Origin of the sequence: Nocardia nepalensis (genome assembly GCF_048910785.1) — a bacterium.
GTDB lineage: Bacteria > Actinomycetota > Actinomycetes > Mycobacteriales > Mycobacteriaceae > Nocardia > Nocardia nepalensis.
The window spans coordinates 186,549-199,658 of sequence record NZ_JBKBET010000040.1 but is presented as its reverse complement, the minus strand read 5'-3'; the positions used below and the strand labels follow the sequence as shown (position 1 = coordinate 199,658).

16 protein-coding genes are annotated in these 13,110 nt (G+C 65.3%); 5 read left to right on the top strand and 11 right to left on the bottom strand.

All coding sequences use genetic code 11. The features are described from left to right. Positions 1 to 12: 12 nt before the first annotated feature. On the bottom strand, positions 13 to 930 hold the full coding sequence (locus ACHQ4I_RS38290) for a phenylalanine 4-monooxygenase (protein WP_420776811.1): 918 nt from the start codon (positions 928 to 930) through the stop codon (positions 13 to 15). A 239-nt stretch (positions 931 to 1,169) separates the two neighbouring features. Between ACHQ4I_RS38290 and ACHQ4I_RS38285 the strand changes: the two genes are divergently transcribed. After that, positions 1,170 to 1,409, top strand: coding sequence for a type II toxin-antitoxin system VapB family antitoxin (locus tag ACHQ4I_RS38285; protein WP_420776810.1), 240 nt, complete (start codon positions 1,170 to 1,172; stop codon positions 1,407 to 1,409). A gap of 9 nt (positions 1,410 to 1,418) precedes the next feature. Here the strand turns inward: ACHQ4I_RS38285 and ACHQ4I_RS38280 are convergent, their stop codons facing one another. Next, a complete protein-coding gene (locus tag ACHQ4I_RS38280; RefSeq protein WP_420776809.1) occupies positions 1,419 to 2,957 on the bottom strand; it encodes an alpha/beta hydrolase in 1,539 nt (512 codons plus the stop codon). A gap of 151 nt (positions 2,958 to 3,108) precedes the next feature. On the opposite strand from ACHQ4I_RS38280, the gene ACHQ4I_RS38275 reads away from it, so the two are divergent. Beyond that, on the top strand, positions 3,109 to 3,792 hold the full coding sequence (locus ACHQ4I_RS38275; protein ID WP_420776808.1) for a JAB domain-containing protein: 684 nt from the start codon (positions 3,109 to 3,111) through the stop codon (positions 3,790 to 3,792). Between the two features lie 29 nt (positions 3,793 to 3,821). Here ACHQ4I_RS38275 and ACHQ4I_RS38270 read toward each other — a convergent pair whose 3' ends face one another. The 5 genes from ACHQ4I_RS38270 to sdhC all read right to left on the bottom strand — a co-directional run bounded on the left by ACHQ4I_RS38270 (position 3,822) and on the right by sdhC (position 7,704). Beyond that, on the bottom strand, positions 3,822 to 4,163 hold the full coding sequence (locus ACHQ4I_RS38270; RefSeq protein ID WP_420776807.1) for a GNAT family N-acetyltransferase: 342 nt from the start codon (positions 4,161 to 4,163) through the stop codon (positions 3,822 to 3,824). Between the two features lie 157 nt (positions 4,164 to 4,320). Further along, positions 4,321 to 5,091 carry a succinate dehydrogenase iron-sulfur subunit gene (locus ACHQ4I_RS38265; RefSeq protein WP_420776806.1) on the bottom strand — a complete coding sequence of 257 codons (771 nt, stop codon included), beginning with the start codon at positions 5,089 to 5,091 and terminating at the stop codon, positions 4,321 to 4,323. After that, a complete protein-coding gene (gene sdhA / locus ACHQ4I_RS38260; RefSeq protein ID WP_420776805.1) occupies positions 5,091 to 6,857 on the bottom strand; it encodes a succinate dehydrogenase flavoprotein subunit in 1,767 nt (588 codons plus the stop codon). Before sdhA ends, ACHQ4I_RS38265 begins: the two co-directional genes overlap by 1 nt. 15 nt (positions 6,858 to 6,872) lie before the next feature. Beyond that, entirely contained in the window at positions 6,873 to 7,304 is a 432-nt protein-coding gene (locus ACHQ4I_RS38255) for a succinate dehydrogenase hydrophobic membrane anchor subunit (protein ID WP_420776804.1), read from the bottom strand. 1 nt (position 7,305) lies between these two features. Continuing rightward, positions 7,306 to 7,704 carry a succinate dehydrogenase, cytochrome b556 subunit gene (gene sdhC / locus ACHQ4I_RS38250; RefSeq protein WP_420776803.1) on the bottom strand — a complete coding sequence of 133 codons (399 nt, stop codon included), beginning with the start codon at positions 7,702 to 7,704 and terminating at the stop codon, positions 7,306 to 7,308. A gap of 298 nt (positions 7,705 to 8,002) precedes the next feature. On the opposite strand from sdhC, the gene ACHQ4I_RS38245 reads away from it, so the two are divergent. Beyond that, positions 8,003 to 8,167, top strand: coding sequence for a cytidine/deoxycytidylate deaminase family protein (locus ACHQ4I_RS38245; protein WP_420776802.1), 165 nt, complete (start codon positions 8,003 to 8,005; stop codon positions 8,165 to 8,167). 58 nt (positions 8,168 to 8,225) lie between these two features. Here the strand turns inward: ACHQ4I_RS38245 and ACHQ4I_RS38240 are convergent, their stop codons facing one another. Continuing rightward, complete coding sequence (locus ACHQ4I_RS38240; protein WP_420776801.1) at positions 8,226 to 9,656, bottom strand: hypothetical protein; 1,431 nt, start codon at positions 9,654 to 9,656, stop codon at positions 8,226 to 8,228. Between the two features lie 15 nt (positions 9,657 to 9,671). Then, positions 9,672 to 10,175, bottom strand: a complete 504-nt coding sequence (locus ACHQ4I_RS38235) for a RipA family octameric membrane protein (RefSeq protein ID WP_420776800.1) — start codon at positions 10,173 to 10,175, stop codon at positions 9,672 to 9,674. A 238-nt stretch (positions 10,176 to 10,413) separates the two neighbouring features. Between ACHQ4I_RS38235 and ACHQ4I_RS38230 the strand changes: the two genes are divergently transcribed. Then, a complete protein-coding gene (locus tag ACHQ4I_RS38230) occupies positions 10,414 to 10,860 on the top strand; it encodes a cytidine deaminase (protein ID WP_420776799.1) in 447 nt (148 codons plus the stop codon). 296 nt (positions 10,861 to 11,156) lie between these two features. Here ACHQ4I_RS38230 and ACHQ4I_RS38225 read toward each other — a convergent pair whose 3' ends face one another. Together ACHQ4I_RS38225 and ACHQ4I_RS38220 are read right to left on the bottom strand one after the other, a co-directional pair. Beyond that, positions 11,157 to 11,426 carry a hypothetical protein gene (locus ACHQ4I_RS38225; protein WP_420776798.1) on the bottom strand — a complete coding sequence of 90 codons (270 nt, stop codon included), beginning with the start codon at positions 11,424 to 11,426 and terminating at the stop codon, positions 11,157 to 11,159. Between the two features lie 8 nt (positions 11,427 to 11,434). After that, on the bottom strand, positions 11,435 to 11,674 hold the full coding sequence (locus ACHQ4I_RS38220; protein ID WP_420776797.1) for a hypothetical protein: 240 nt from the start codon (positions 11,672 to 11,674) through the stop codon (positions 11,435 to 11,437). Between the two features lie 96 nt (positions 11,675 to 11,770). Here ACHQ4I_RS38220 and ACHQ4I_RS38215 point away from each other — a divergent pair, with 96 nt between their 5' ends. After that, positions 11,771 to 13,060, top strand: coding sequence for a thymidine phosphorylase (locus tag ACHQ4I_RS38215; RefSeq protein WP_420777079.1), 1,290 nt, complete (start codon positions 11,771 to 11,773; stop codon positions 13,058 to 13,060). The last annotated feature ends 50 nt before the right edge of the window (positions 13,061 to 13,110 follow it).

The window sequence follows — 13,110 nt, the reverse complement described above, 5'->3', positions numbered from 1 at the left end:
CAGTCGTGAACGCTAATGTGTGCCAGCAACATTCGAGCTTGCTACCCGACGGTCGCGCAGCGCGCGGTGCGGCGAGTCGTCGTCCATGGTGGCGAAGAATCCGCCGATCACGTCCTCGATCTCCGAAATCGACTGCGCGCAGTACAGAATCGGCTGGTAGTGCGTGATGTCATAGACGGCGGTGCCCATGGTCGCGACGTCGAGCGGTCGCAGCTCGGCGTGCCGGAACTCCTCGATCTCACCGTAGGAGGAGAGCAATCCGGCACCGTAGCAACGGATTTCGTCCTTCTCCCGGACCACGCCGAATTCCATCGAGAACCAGAAGACGTCGGCCAGGAATTTGAGTGCCGTCTCGGTGGTCAATCGGGCCACGGCCGCACCGACCGTCTCGTAGATGGCGGCGAAGCGCGGGCTGGCTATCTGGTTGGCGTGCCCGATGATCTCGTGGATGGCATCGGGTTCCGGGGTGTACAGCGGGGCCGAGTGGTGCCGGATGTACTGGGTGGAATGGAAGACGCGGTCGGCGAAGGAGCCGAAGAACTCGCGCAGCGGCACCAGGCCCGCGGCGGGGACATAGCGGAATCCGGTCAGCGGGGTCAGTGCCGCGGAGACCTCTTCGAGCTGTGGGATGTGATCGCTGGGCAAACCGAGCCTGGCGGCGGCTTCCAGCACTTCCGCGCTGGCGTACTTCTGGTGTTTGCGAGCGAGTTCCGCCGAGACGATGCGCCACACCTGCTCTTCCTCATCGGTGTAGCTGATATGCGGCAGCGGCTTACCCGGTGTGTAATCCAGCGCCAGCGCGGCGATCGCATTACGGCGGGCCCGGTATTCCGGGTCGTGTACGCCGGGGTGCTCGTCGCTCAGGTGCACCATGACATCGCCATCGCCGGACCGGGTCACCGGCGAGTACAGCCGAGCTTCGGTGAACATACGTCGATGCAAGCACTGCTGGGCCGTTGCTACAACAAAAGCCCGCCCAGGTGGTCAAACTGCCTAGCTGAGTGTGCTTTTTCGGGTGAATACCGGCCGCGGACCGGCCTTTGCGAGGGCCAGCTGATCAGTGGTGGTCGTGCCACGGTTCATCGAATCCGGATTCTGCCGGTGTATCCGATTTGCCGGACATGAGCGAGTCCTATAAAGCAATATGGCGAATGTACGAAGGAGGGCGCATGAAAACCGTGCGGATCGATCTCGACCAGAAATTGCTCGCCGCCGCGGCCGCCATCATGGGCACGTCGACGAGTAACGCCACCATCAACGAGGCGCTGCGCCGAATCGTTGTGCACGAACGGCAACTCCACCATCTGGAGCGTTTGGCCTCCGGTGTGCTGGCCCTTTCCAGCGACCTGCATGCAGTCGCCAGCGAGTGTGCCCTGCCCGGCCCGGAGGTGATCACGGCCGACGGCTGACCGGCTGATTTATTGAGCTGGACAGCGCAGCCCTTCCTGGGGTGGGGTCAGCTCGATCAGGTATTTCAGGACCGGTTCGTCGACGCATTTGACGCCGTCCAGGAACGAACCGTGTTGGATGCCTTCGTAAGTGACCAACGCGGCGCCCAACGCACGGGCGAGATTCGCCGCGCCCTGATAGGGCGTGACCGGATCGCCGGTCGAGGAGACGACCACCAATTTCGGGAGTCCGGTCACGGTCGGGACATGCGGGCGACTGGTCGGGGGCACGGGCCAGAATGCGCAGGCGTCGAAGGGAATCCACTCGCTCACGTGACCCCTGTCGAAGGCCGGGGCGGCGGCGCGGACGCGACGGTCCAGTTCCAGCGCACTGTCTCGATCGGCGATGCGCACATCGTCGAGGCAGTGCACGGCGGTCTTGTAGCCGGTGTCAACGGCCTCGGGTGCGAGATAGGCGTCGGCCAGGGTGAGCAGGATGTCGCCATTGCCCTTGGTCAGTTCGGTCAGGCCGCGGGTCAGCACGGGCCAGGCCCGCGAGGTGTACATGGTCGATATCACCGCCGTCGAGGCGTCGGAGTAGCCGAGGCCGCGACCGTCGCTGGTGGTGGCGGGCCGGTCGGCCAGCGGCCGCAGCAGTGCGGCCATGCGCTCGGACGCCTTGGCCGATTCGGTGCCGATGGGGCAGTCCGGGGCCTTGACGCAGTCCGCGGCGTACGCGTCGAAGGCATGTTGCAGACCGGCGGAGACGATGACCGGATCGGCGATATTGGTGGCCGGATCGGCCGCGCCGTCGAGGACCATGGCCCGGACCCGGTCCGGGAAGATCTCGGCGTAGGTCGAGCCGAGCCGGGTGCCGTAGGAGACTCCGAAGTAGGTCAGCTTCTCCTCACCGAGCACCGCGCGGATGATGTCGAGGTCGGCGGCGGACTCGCGGGTTCCGACATGCGAGAGCAGATCCAATCCGGTGCGCTGCACGCATCTGGCGGCCAGATTCATGCTGTCGTGTTCGGCCCGCGACATCCAGAAGGGCACGTATTCGGCTGTGCGGCCGGCGCGTTCGGCCGCCAGTTCTTCAGGGGTGTCGCAGACGAGCTTCGGCGTCGACGCGCCGAGTCCGCGCAGATCGATGCCGATCACGTCGAAGCGTTCGGTCAGCGGCGTCTTCGCGAGTTCGGCGGGCAGGCTCAATCCGATACCGCCGGGTCCGCCCGGATTGGTGAGGATCGAGGCGACCTTCGCCCCGCGGGCGCGCAGTCGTGAGATCGCGAGGCGCGCCGTATTGCCGTCGGGCTGCGCGTAATCGATGGGTACCGCGACCCGAGCGCATTCGAGTCCGGCCGAGGTGAGGTCCGCGCCGCCCTCGTAGCCGTCACAGGAACCCCACACCAGCGTTTGGTGGTAGTACTTGCCCAGGCCAGGGCTGTTGTCGAGGTGCGGGCCCTCGACGGTCTGGGGCTGCGTGCCGCATGCGGCCGCCAATACGAGTACCGCGGCGAGCCAGACCGGTCGTTGTCTTCCCCACGCATTCCGACTGCGCCAGTTGAGCATTCGATCCCCATCGTTGCGACGTCGCGCCTTAGTTTGCCCGACCGGGTCGCGGCGCGCAGACCGGTGTCCGCGCACCGATATCGACCACGACGGACCTGTCGGTGGGTGCTGGCATGATCCGAGCTATCGCACCGCATTCGAGGGGGATTTGATGTCGGTACCCATTGCCAACCTGCCCTTCGGTCAACGACCACGGGAACGCCTGCTCACGCTGGGGCCGCACGCGCTCAGCGACAGTGAGCTGCTCGCATTGCTGTTGGGCCAGGGCCGCCCGGGTGAGAGTGCCCTGGACATGGCCGTCGAACTACTCGCCGAACACGGTGGCATCGCCGGTTTGGCGTCCGCGCGGCCCGAGGAATTATCGCGACGGGCCGGTGTCGGGGTAGCGAAGGCCGCCGCGATCACCGCCGCCTTCCACCTCGGCACCAGGGCCCGCAACAGTCCCGAAACCGCGCCCCGCCTCGACGGTGCCGCCGATATCGTTCGGATCGCGCTGCCCCTGTTCGCGGGTGCTCGGGTGGAGCGGCTGCTCGTGCTCGTGTGTGATGCCCAGAACCGGTTGCGGCAGAAGGTCTTCGTCGCCGAGGGCGCCATCGACCGCGTCGCCGTTCCGGTCCGCGAAATCCTGAACACCGTGCTGCGATACGACGGCCGCGCCTTCGCCGTCGTGCACAATCACCCCTCCGGCGATCCGTCCCCCAGCTTCGACGACCGCCGCGCCACCACCCTGCTGCTCGAATCCGCCCGCACCGTCGGCCTACGCTTCCTCGACCACGTGGTGATCGCTGGCGAGGTCTGGGCCAGCGCGGCCCCGCTGACCCGGTCCTGCGAATGAAATCTCCTGTGGCACTGGGTATTCCAATATCACTTGGACTTCGGGAGCGCCGGAATCCGCTGCAGCAGAGCGGGCATCAGCTCATCGATGCTCGTCGCGAATTCGTTGTGCTTGCCGACCCACCGCACCACGAACGGACAAATCGGCACGATCCGACGATTACCGGCCACCGCATCCGCGAGCGCATCGTGAATCAGTACCCCACCCAACCCCCGCCCTCCGAACGCGGGATCCACCTCGGTCGCATAGAACGCCCGCTGCACACCAACATCGAAATAGAACTCTTGCCCGATCACCTTCCCATCGACCCTGATCTCATACACATTCCGCTCAGGAACATCGACGACCTCCACGGCCCCATCTCCAGTCATGCCCCCTGGAACATCCGCCCCTTTATCGTCTATTGCGAGTTTCGCCCAGCGCGGAAAGGGAATAGAGCGCTCGTTGGCGAGCGCTGCCAGCTGATCCGGAGACGACGAAGGCCGCCCGCATCTTTCGATGGAGGCGGCCTTCGGATGCCGGTAGGGGTCAGCGGGCGAAGAGCAGGGCGCGCTTGACTTCCTGGATGGCCTTGGTGACCTCGATGCCGCGGGGGCAGGCCTCGGTGCAGTTGAAGGTGGTGCGGCAGCGCCAGACACCTTCGACGTCGTTGAGGATGTCGAGGCGTTCGCGGGCGCCTTCGTCGCGGCTGTCGAAGATGAAGCGGTGCGCGTTCACGATCGCGGCCGGGCCGAAGTAGCTGCCGTCGCTCCAGTACACGGGGCAGGATGTGGTGCAGCAGGCGCACAGGATGCACTTGGTGGTGTCGTCGAACCGGGCGCGGTCGGCCTGGCTCTGGATGCGCTCGCGGGTGGGCTCGTTACCCGAGGTGATCAGGTAGGGCTTCACGGCACGGAACGCGTCGAAGAACGGCTCCATGTTGACCACGAGGTCCTTTTCCACGGGCAGGCCGCGGATCGGCTCGACGGTGATGGTGAGGGTCTTGCCGCCCTTGGGCAGCATGTCCTTCATCAGCACCTTGCAGGCCAGCCGGTTCACGCCGTTGATCCGCATGGCGTCCGAACCACAGACACCGTGTGCGCAGGAGCGGCGGAAGGTGAGCGTGCCATCCAAGTAGGACTTGATGTAGATGAGCACGTTCAGGAACCGGTCGGTCGGCAGCACCGGCACCTGGAAGGTCTCCCAGTGCGCGCCCTTGTCGTCCTCCGGGTTGAACCGGGCGACCTTGACGTCGACCATGACCGAGCCCTCGGGGACCGGTGCGGCCTTCTGCGGGGGTGTTTCGAGTACGGAAGTCATCAGTACTTACGCTCCATCGGCTCGTAGCGGGTCTGCACCACCGGCTTGAAGTCGAGGCGGATATCGGAGATGAGCTCCGCACCCTCCTTATAGGCCATCGTGTGCCGCATGAAGTTCACGTCGTCGCGGTCCGGGTAGTCCTCGCGGGCGTGGCCGCCGCGCGATTCCTTGCGGTTGAGCGCGCCGACCACGGTGACCTCGGCCAGCTCCAGCAGGAAGCCGAGCTCGACGGCCTCGAGCAGGTCGCTGTTGTAGCGCTTGCCCTTGTCCTGCACCGTGATTCGGGTGTAGCGCTCCTTGAGCGCGTGGATATCGGTGAGCGCCTGCTTGAGGGTGTCCTCGGTGCGGAAAACCGCGGCGTTCATATCCATCGTGTACTGCAGCTCGGTGCGGATATCGGCGACGCGCTCGTTGCCGTGCTCCGACAGCAGCATGGCCAGCCAGTCCTGCACCATCTGCGCCGGGTTCTCCGGCATGTCCACGAACTCGCTGCGCTGGGCGTATTCCGCGGCGGCGATGCCGGAGCGGCGGCCGAAGACGTTGATGTCCAGCAGCGAGTTGGTGCCGAGGCGGTTGGAGCCGTGCACCGACACACACGCGCACTCACCGGCGGCGTACAGACCGGGCACCACATCGGTGTTGTTGCGCAGCACCTCGCCACGGATCCGGGTCGGGATGCCACCCATCACGTAGTGACAGGTCGGCATGACCGGCACCAGTTCCTTCACCGGGTCCACACCCAGGTAGGTGCGCGCGAATTCGGTGATGTCGGGCAGCTTCTCCTCGAGCACGTCCTCGCCGAGGTGGGTCACGTCGATGTAGACGTAGTCCTTGTTCGGTCCCGCGCCGCGGCCCTCCAGCACCTCGAGCACCATCGAGCGGGCGACGATGTCACGCGGCGCGAGGTCCTTGATGGTGGGGGCGTAGCGCTCCATGAAACGCTCACCGCTGGCGTTGCGCAGGATGCCGCCCTCGCCGCGGACGGCCTCCGAGATCAGAATGCCGAGACCGGCAAGGCCTGTCGGATGGAACTGGTGGAACTCCATGTCCTCCAGCGGCAGACCCTTGCGGAACACGATCGCCATGCCGTCGCCGGTCAGCGTGTGCGCGTTCGAGGTGGTCTTGTACATCCGGCCGGAACCACCGGTGGCGAAGATGATCGACTTCGCGTGGAAGACGTGCAGTTCGCCGGTGGCCAGTTCGTAGGCGACCACGCCGGTCGCGACCGGACCGCGCTCGGTCTCGGACATGACCAGGTCGAGCACATAGAACTCGTTGAAGAACTCCACGTCGTGCTTGACGCAGTTCTGGTAGAGCGTCTGCAGGATCATGTGGCCGGTGCGGTCGGCGGCGTAGCACGCGCGGCGAACCGGGGCCTTGCCGTGGTCGCGGGTGTGGCCGCCGAAGCGCCGCTGGTCGATCTTGCCCTCGGGCGTGCGGTTGAACGGCAGACCCATCTTCTCCAGGTCCATCACCGCGTCGATGGCCTCCTTGGCCATGATCTCCGCGGCGTCCTGGTCGACCAGGTAGTCACCACCCTTGACGGTGTCGAAGGTGTGCCATTCCCAGTTGTCTTCTTCGACATTGGCCAGCGCGGCGCACATGCCACCCTGTGCGGCGCCGGTGTGGCTGCGCGTCGGGTAGAGCTTCGTCAGAACGGCGGTGCGAGCCCGGGGACCGGCCTCGATCGCCGCGCGCATACCGGCGCCACCGGCACCGACGATGACGACGTCGTAGCGGTGCTCCTGAATCCGGGATTCACTCATCGAGTTCGCCTGTTCCTAACTGATGTTGGGGTCGAAGGTGAAGATGACGTAGGTGCCGACGCCGACGACCAGGATCATCGAGATGGCCAGCAGGGTGTTCAGCCAGAACCGAGTCGAATCCTTGCGGGAGTAGTCCGCGATCACGGTGCGCAGGCCGTTGCCGCCGTGCAGCTGGGCCAACCACAGCATGGTCAGATCCCAGAACTGCCAGAACGGGCTGGACCAGCGGCCCGCCACGAAGGCGAAGTTCAGGCGCTTCACGCCACCATCGAGCAGCAGCATGATCGCCATATGGCCAAGGACCAGCACGATCAGCAGCAAGCCGGAGAAGCGCATGAACAGCCACGCGTACTTCTCGAAGTTGTTGTTGGAGCGGGCACGCGGCGAGCGGGGCAGATCCAGGCTCGCGGGCCGGTCATAAGACTTACCGAGAACAGGTGCGCTCATGTCAGTGCTCCGTGAACAGGTAGAAGAACTGGCGACCGACGGCCGGAACCACCAGCAGGAACCAGATGGCGAGAATCACCCAGAGCATCGTCTTCTGGTACTTCGGGCCCTTGCCCCAGAAGTCGACCAGGATCACGCGTACGCCGTTGAGCGCGTGGAACAGCACACAGACGACAAGACCCATCTCCATCAGCGCGACGATGGGGTTCTTGTAGGTCTCGATGGCGCGGTTGTAGGTATCGGGGCTGACCCGAACCAGTGCGGTGTCCAAGACGTGCACGAAGAGGAAGAAGAAGATGGTGACACCGGTGATCCGGTGCAGCGCCCAGGACCACATTCCGGGGTCGCCTCGGTACAGCGTCTTCCGCTTCGGCTGTGCCGGAGCTTCGATCGTGGTCATAGAGTGCGGTGCCTCCAACGTCGTTGATGGACCCGGTTGCAAGTCCGAGGCAGGCGACGTGGATGTAAATGCCCAGGTGGCTGCGCTTTGCTGCTCCAAATAGCTCGCGCGGGGCCCGCCGCCGGGAACCTGAACCGATCTGATCTGGACTCTAATCCCCTCCGAATCGCGGAACTAATTCGGCGTGCCGTGCGTTGCGCTACAGTCGGCCGAGTTAGGTTTACCTTTCTTGATGCGTGAAGGGTTCCGCCGTGGCCCTCGCGCGGGCAAGTGACGCTCGGCTCGGGAGGGGGTGTCGATGTCGGATATCGCCTGGAAAATCTTGCGCGACAAGGCAATTCAAATTATGTGCAACGCCTATGATTTGCGCTTGCGGTTTCCGGTCGGCGCCGCAGCTCTCAGTTCCGGCGGCCGAATTGTGAGCGGCTGCAATGTGGAAAATGTCTCAATCGCCCGGAGTTAACCTACTCATCGGTAACAGAGACTATCCCGGATTGCGGTCCACTACGGCTGAATTTCGCTTACGACATCGATCGGCGCCGTTCCAGCAACCGCACCATGAGTTCGCGGTCCGCGCGTCGCCCCGCGCCCGTGATGGCGATCAGGATCGTGCGTTCGGCGGTCCCGGCATTGGGTGAACCCGAAGCCATCTGCGACCAGTGGTAGCGCACCTGAGCCTCGATGAACGCGCGGTCGGTGCCCGCATCGCAGAGCAGCACCGCGCGATTGATCGGAAACCGGTCGATCACCCGCTGCAGTTCGAACTGCGTTCCGGCGTTGGCCGGAACATATCCCGACAGATCGACCGCCACCAGATCGACCCTGGCCAGCAGCAGGTCGACCGCGCTCTTCCAGAAACTGCCGTGGCACAGCAGTGCGCGGACGGGGTAGCTCCCGGCCGGATCGTCCACGCGTTCGGGCATATTGGTGATCCCGGTCAGCCGGTGCTTACCCGGTGGCAGCGGTTCGGATCCGAATCCGGCGAGTGCGGTACGAAAGGTGCGCGGCGATGCGGCGAACATGGTGCGTATCGCATTGTCGGCCCGCGCTCGTGCGATCTCGGCCGGGCTCACCGAACCCGAGCTACGCAGGATGTGGACGTAGCCGAATTCGCGCCACGCTCCGTGCAGGAAATTGCGGACCCTGGCCTGGTTCTCGAACAGTCGCAGATAGGCGATCTGCAGCGGCGGCGATCTGAACACGTTGCGCGCCGACGACACCACGGTCAACCGATGGTCGACCGGCTTCGGCGTCACGAACTGCACTCGCAACGGGGGAATCTCGGACGCGCGAACGTACTGGGGGTCGGGACCGAGATGACTGAGCACCGCGGCATATGCCGGGTCACCCGACCACTTCTCGGCGGTATACGCCGCGTACCAGCGTCGCCAACGCGGTAGTGCGAACGCGATGATGACCAGCGACGTCGCCGCGAGTACCGCGACCGTCGGCGCCACGGCTTCCGGAGCATCGCGCAGCGTGCCGTCGGGATCCTCTAGCCGCACGCCGAACAGCAGCACCGCGATGATCAGCCCGATCGGAATCGCGACCCAGCGCACCCGCCGGAACGCCACCTGACGGTGCCCCCGGATCGCGCGCAGTTCGCTCAGATGCGCCTCGAGCGGTGGAACCAGCAGCGCGGCGCGCTCGGGATGGCGGTCGACGTTGCGGCGCACCCGATGCGCGCTGTACCAGGCATACCAGTTGCGCGCCCCTTCGGAGGCGCGCTCCCACAACCCGAACCCGCACGGCACCACCGCAAACAGCACAAGCTGATGCCACTGCGATAAGGACACCTCGGGAATACCGTTGTGCAGCGGATCCGGTGCGAAGAAGATCAATCCGATGATCGCCGCGGCCCACGGCAGCGTAAGTGCGGTGTTGCCCAGCCCGGACCACAGCGCCTTCGATTCGGTCGCGCGCACACGTTGCCGGAGATCCTCCGCGGTCATGCCGACACTCCCCGATCACATCAGCACGGCGACGACATAGGTGACCACGTAGGTGAGCGCGAATATGACCGGAACCCACTGCTCGAGATGGGTGAGCGGCCAGTAGATTCGCCGGTTTCGGCCATGACCGAGTGCGGTCCACTCCGCACGCCAGTACGGTGACGCGGGCAGTCGCTCCTCCAGCGCGCCGACGACCAGATATTTGGCGGCATTGAGCTGACGGTAGGACCGCAGCAGGTAGTACCAGGCCCCGCACTGCACGACCAGCGCCAGCGTCGGGAACACCAGCGTCCACACCCCGCGGCTCGGATGGAGCTGCAACAGGATGCCGATGATCGTGAAGGCGCTGGTGTTGAGGGTGAGGAAGAAGCTGTTGGTCAGGCTGCGGCGGGCGCTGACCCGGTCTGCCATCTCTACATACAGCTTGTACTGCTCGAGTACCGCGTCCTGATACCGGCCCGCATAGCTGTCCGGCGTGACGTGCGAATTCCACAGGCCGTCACTGATCGGACCGGACACCGATTTCACCTTCCGAAGTGGCCGAAGGGAATTCGATGATATCCGAAATCTGTTGCCGCGCATGGAGATCTGGGCCGGGTATCCGGATGCCCGGCCCGAGGAGTCGATCGCCGGGCTGCGGCACGGCTAATCGGCGCCGCCCAGATTCGCATGTGCCTGCAACGGCACCCGAATCTCCCCTCCCACGATCAGCCGTGGGGTCGAGCTGGGCGACAGCGGGCTGAGGCGGGACAATCCGATGAGCCGAGTCGCCCACTCCATACCCTCGACTACGGAAGGCAGCGAATACGTGGATATCGACTGGAAACTATTACGGAACAGCGCATATGAGGTAATGCGGCGGGCATACGCGCCGTATTCGCGATTCCCGGTCGGGGCGGCCGGCCTCGTCGACGGCCGGGTGGTCGTGGGCTGCAATGTGGAAAACGTCTCCTACGGATTAGGCCTGTGCGCCGAATGTGTACTGATCGGGAATCTGTTCACGGGCGGTGGCGGCCGGTTGCGCGCGCTCTCGGTCACCGATTCCCGCGGCGAAATCCTGATGCCCTGTGGCCGTTGCCGTCAGCTGCTATACGAACACGGCGGACCCGACCTCCTGGTCGATCACAAGTCCGGACCCGTCCCACTACGAACCCTGCTGCCCGATGCCTTCGGCCCCGCCGATCTGGATGCCGGTCAGACGTAATGAGCGCGGGGGATAGCTGGGGATGCCGCAGCGATCAACAGTTCCCTTCGAGCTGTGCGTCGATCTCTTCTTCGGTCGGCGCGGCAACCAACGGAACCTCGATCGGCGCGAGTCCCATTCGTTACATCATCAGCGCTATCCCGCGCCCCCGGGCGATTGAAGCCATGTTCGGCTGTCCATGAGATCACTCTTGGCGCCGCACGTGGTCAGTGTGAACAGCGACTCACTGTAGCTGTCTTCGATATCGGCGAACCGGGATTCGAGCCGTGCCAAGCGGTGATCGATGTGTGCGGATGTCATGGGTCTTCTTCGAGGACCGCGTCGATCTCGGACTCGGTGGCGCGGGTAACGGGCGGAAAATCGATCGGCGGAATGCCCAGCCGCTCCATGATGAGAGTGAAGGCTCGGCTCACGCTGTTGGCATGGTCGATCAGTCGGCCGGTTTCGATGTGGCAGCGGGTATCACCCCTGGTGAGTTTCAGCAGCGACTCACTGTGGCTGTCTTCGATATCGGCGAACCGGGATTCGAGCCGTGCCAAGCGGCGATCGATGTGTACGGATGTCATGGTGGCACTCAGCAGTCTTCTTCGAGGACCGCGTCGATCTCGGACTCGGTTGTGACCGTGATCTGTGAGACTTCGTCGGCGGGGATGCCGAGTTGCTCGAGGATGCGGCAGAAGCTTCGTTTTTGGACGATTTCGATTGCCGTGACTCGTCGCGTCAGCTTCAACTGGGACTCGCTGAAGCCCTCTTCGACCTCGCGGATACGGGCCTCGAGATTCGTCGCGCGGCGGTCCATGTGTGCGTACGTCATTGCTCCCCCAAACATCGACTCGATGATGGGCAGAGGCTATCGGAGGGCACCGACAAGGACCAGGGTTCGAGCGTGTCTCGTGCCAGACTGGCCGATGTGACGGCATTGGACGCGGTTTCGATCATTACGGCCAAGCGGGACGGCGGGGAGCTGTCGGATGCGCAGATCGATTGGGTGGTGGATGGATTCACCAAGGGGGCGGTGGCCGACGAGCAGATGGCGGCGTTGGCGATGGCGATCGTGTGGCGAGGGATGACGCGGCGGGAGACCGCGCGGTGGACCAATGCGATGATCGCGTCGGGGCGGCGGATGGACTTCACCGATCTGCCGCGGCCGACCGTGGACAAGCATTCGACCGGTGGGGTGGGGGACAAGATCACGCTGCCGCTCGCGCCGTTGGTCGCGGCGTGCGGGGCGGCGGTGCCGCAGCTGTCGGGGCGTGGGCTCGGGCATACCGGCGGGACGCTGGACAAGCTCGAGGCGATCCCGGGGTGGCGGGCCGATGTTCCGGTGGCGCGGATGCGGGAGATCTTGGCCGATCCCGGGATCGGGGCGGTGGTATGTGCGGCGGGCGCGGATCTGGCACCGGCCGACAAGCGGCTCTACGCGCTGCGTGATGTCACGGGGACGGTGGAATCGATCCCGCTGATCGCCAGCTCGATCATGAGCAAGAAGATCGCCGAGGGCACCGCCGCGCTGGTGCTCGATGTGAAGGTCGGCTCGGGAGCCTTCCTGAAGACCTTGGACGGTGCGCGCGAATTGGCAACGGCCATGGTAGAACTCGGCACCGATGCGGGGGTCCGGACGGTGGCGTTGCTGACCGCGATGGATACCCCGCTCGGCCGCACCGCGGGCAATGCGCTCGAGGTCGCGGAGTCGGTGGAGGTGCTTGCGGGCGGCGGCCCCGCCGACGTCGTCGAACTGACGCTCACCCTCGCACGCGAGATGGTCGCCCAGGCCGGACTCGACGTCGACCCGGCCGATGTCCTCGCCGACGGTCGCGCGATGGACCACTGGCGCGCGATGATCGAGGCGCAGGGCGGCGACCCGGACGCGCCCCTGCCGCGCGCGAAGCACACCGAAATCGTGCCTGCCACCGAAGACGGGGTCCTGACCCGCCTCGACGCTATGGGCGTCGGCATCGCCGCCTGGCGGCTCGGCGCAGGCCGCGCCCGCCAAGGCGATCCCGTCCAGTTCGGCGCTGGAATCGAAATGCACGCCAAACCAGGCGATTCCGTCAAAACCGGCCAACCTCTCCTAACCCTGCACACCGACACCCCAGCCGCCTTCCCTGCCGCCCGCGCCGCCCTCGCCAATTCCGTCACCATCGGCCCCCCGTCCGACCACCCAGCGCCCCCACTGGTCTTGGACCGCATCGCGCCCTGACGCACCCGCCACCGCCGTGCCGGAATTCGCCCGCCGCGCGTGGTTTGCCC